This is a genomic window from Falsiroseomonas algicola (genome assembly GCF_011040385.1).
GTDB classification, from domain to species: Bacteria; Pseudomonadota; Alphaproteobacteria; order Acetobacterales; family Acetobacteraceae; genus Falsiroseomonas; species Falsiroseomonas algicola.
Map to the genome: position 1 here is coordinate 1 of NZ_JAAIKB010000046.1, position 2,926 is coordinate 2,926.

Here is a 2,926-nt window from a genome sequence, read left to right on the forward strand (position 1 = left end):
CATCAATCGCCGCGCTGAACCAGCCTTCGCCGCACCGTCAAGCCACGTTCGCCGTGGGGTCCAGACAACGGTTACGGGACAGGGCCGAACCCGACCGACCGGGGTAAGCCCGGCACGAAGCACAGCGTCCTCGCAGATGCTGAGGGCACGCCGCTCGGCCTGACGCTTGGCCCGGCCAACCGCCACGACAGCAAGGTAAGTGTTGCCGCGCGGCCCTGGAGTTGAAGTTGCCCCACTTCCGTGGACGGTTAGCGGGTAGGGATCAGTCGTTCTCGGCCATGGCTCTGGCTTCGTATTCGATGGGCGAGAGGTAGCCCAGTGCACAGCGACAAACAGGATGGTTGAGCGCGTCAATCAGGATGAGCGGCGCCGGGGTCAGCCGGAGGTCGGGCGTAGCCCGGCCGTAGGCTGACCCCGGCGGGCGCCCTTGCCGGACAGGGTGGGGTGCCTTGGCGGTTCGGTGTGCCGGAATGGGCGGTCATCCCAAGGGGATCGCCGCCTTGCCCGGCTCGCACATCACCGATCACCAGGCGAGGCGCTGCATGACGCTCAGACGCAACCATAGCCGGGCCACTGCGGCCGCCATGGCCGGCTTCAGCCCCAGCACCGGCGCGCGGATCGAGGCCGATCCCCGCCCACCATCCGAACGGGCGGCACCCCGCGGCCGGCGCAGGCCCGACCCGTTGGCCGCGGTCTGGGACAGCGAGATCGTGCCGATGCTGGAGGCCACCCCGGGCTTGCGGCCGGTCACGCTGCTCGAGGAACTCCGCCGCCGCCATCCCGACCTGCCCATCGGCATCCGCCGCACGCTGGAGCGGCGGATCCGCCACTGGCAGGCGGTGGCCGGCCCGGCGCGCGAGGTGATCTTCCGCCAGGATCATCCGACGGGGCGGCTGGGCCTGTCGGACTTCACCGAGGCAACCTCGCTCGGCGTCAGCATCGCCGGCCAGCCGCTCGAGCATCGGCTCTACCACTTCCGCCTCGCCTTCTCCGGCTGGCAGCACGTCCGCGTGGTGCTCGGCGGCGAGAGCTTCACCGCCCTCGCCGAGGGGCTGCAGGACGCCCTCTGGACGCTCGGCGGCGCGCCGCTGGAGCACTGATCCGACAGCCTCTCCGCCGCCTTCCGCAACCTCAGCCGCGATGCCGTCGTCGGACGCGCCAATGCCGCCCGCCGTCGCCTCGTCGAGGCCGAGCGGCCGCACCTCGCGCACCTGCCCCCGCAGCGCGCCGGCGCTGCCGAGGAGACCCTCGTCACCGTCACCCGCAGCAGCGGCTTCAGCCTGCGCCACGTCTTCTACACCGTCCCCTCCACCCTCATCGGCCACCGCCTGCGCGTGCGCCTCCACGACGACCGGCTGGAATGCTTCCTCGGCACCACCCCTGTCCTCATCCTCCCGCGGGGCCGGGCTCCTGGTGACGGGCGCGGCCGGCGCGGCCATGTCATCGACTACCGCCACATCATTCACAGCCTTCGCCGCAAGCCGGGCGCGCTGCTCAACCTTACCTACCGGGACCAGCTGTTTCCCCGCACCGCCTATCGCCGCACCTGGGACGCGCTGCTCGCCGCCCTGCCGGCCCCGGCCGCCTGCCGGGCCATGGTCGGCCTGCTGGCCCTTGCCCATGATCGCGCCTGCGAGGCCGAACTCGCCATCGCCCTCGACGAGCTCCTCGATGCTGGCGAACTCCCCGACCTCGCCAGCCTGCGCGAACGCTTCACGCCGCGGCCGGAGGCGCCACCCGACATCGCTGTCCCGCTGCCGGACATCGCCACCTACGACGCCCTCTTCGCCGTGGGAGCCGCCGCATGACCGCCACCAGCACCGCCGATGTGGCGCGCCTGCCGCTCATGCTCGGCGAACTTCGCCTGCCCACCATCGCCCGCCTCTGGCCCGACATCACCGCCCGCGCCGACAAGGAGGGATGGCCCGACGCGCGCCTGCTTTCCGCACTGGCGGAACTGGAACTCGCCGATCGCGCCCGACGCCGCATCGAGCGACACCTCGCCGAGGCCCGCCTGCCATCGGGCAAGACGCTCGCCACCTGCGACTTCGCCGCCGTGCCGACGCTCAGCAAGGCGCATGTCATGGCATTGGCCGCCGGCACCGAATGGCTCGAGCGCGGCGTCAACCTGCTGATGTTCGGCCCGCCCGGCAGCGGCAAGAGCCACGCCTGCGCCGGCCTCGGCCAGGCCCTCGTCGAGAACGGCTACCGCGTCCTGTTCACCAGGACCTCCGAACTCGTCCAGCGCCTCCAACTCGCCCGCCAGGCCATGCAGCTCGAGCAGGCCATCGCCAAGCTCGACCGCTTCGACCTGCTCATTCTCGACGACTTCTCCTACGTCGCCCGCGACCAGGCCGAGACCTCCGTGCTGTTCGAGCTCATCGCCGCACGTTACGAGCGGAAGTCCCTGCTGATAACTGCCAACCAGCCCTTTGGCGAATGGGGCCGGCTGTTCCCCAGCCCCGCCATGACGGTCGCTGCGATCGACCGCCTCGTCCACCACGCCACCATCTTTGAGATGAACGTCGAGAGCTACCGACGCAGATCCGCGGCGTCACGCAAGGCCGTCAAACAGTTCGATCCCGTCACAGACCCACCATCCTGATTGACGCGCCGCGACAATCAGCCCGCTTGCCAGCGACAATCAACACCCGCCATCATCCCAACGCCGTGCCGTCAACGCGTCATCCTGATTGACGCGCAAAACCATCCAGATCGTCGCGCTACAGCCCAGGACCGAGTGACGCCTGGTGGGGTTGTAGAAGCCCTCGATGAAGGCGAACACCGCCATCCGCGCCTCTGCCTGGGAGCGGAAGCTGCGCCTGTCCAGTAGCTCGCACTCGAGGGTGGCGAAGAACGCCTCGGCCATGGCGTTGTCGTAGGCGTCACCGACCGAGCCGGTGGAGGGGCGGACGCCCGCCTCTTT

Annotated in this window: 2 protein-coding genes and 2 pseudogenes; 3 read left to right on the forward strand and 1 reads right to left on the reverse strand. The window is 70.2% G+C overall.

The annotated features are described in order from the left end of the window. Window positions 1-69 precede the first annotated feature (69 nt). The 3 genes and pseudogenes from G3576_RS30890 to istB form a co-directional block, all read left to right on the forward strand. Window positions 70-198, forward strand: a pseudogene (locus G3576_RS30890) (IS5/IS1182 family transposase); the annotation flags it as partial. 302 nt (window positions 199-500) lie between these two features. Further along, a pseudogene (locus G3576_RS30895) lies at window positions 501-1,379 on the forward strand (IS21 family transposase); the annotation flags it as partial. Window positions 1,380-1,804: 425 nt separating this feature from the next. Continuing rightward, window positions 1,805-2,605, forward strand: a complete 801-nt coding sequence (gene istB, locus G3576_RS30900; protein ID WP_164698320.1) for an IS21-like element helper ATPase IstB — start codon at window positions 1,805-1,807, stop codon at window positions 2,603-2,605. Window positions 2,606-2,644: 39 nt separating this feature from the next. Here istB and G3576_RS30905 read toward each other — a convergent pair. Further along, the coding region (locus G3576_RS30905) for an integrase core domain-containing protein (protein ID WP_235952566.1) at window positions 2,645-2,926 on the reverse strand (282 nt) is incomplete at its 5' end.

Bases quoted from the DNA above. Each gene is read 5' to 3' on its own strand.
- istB (WP_164698320.1), top strand. From the start codon at position 1,805: ATGACCGCCACCAGCACCGCCGATGTGGCGCGCCTGCCGCTCATGCTC.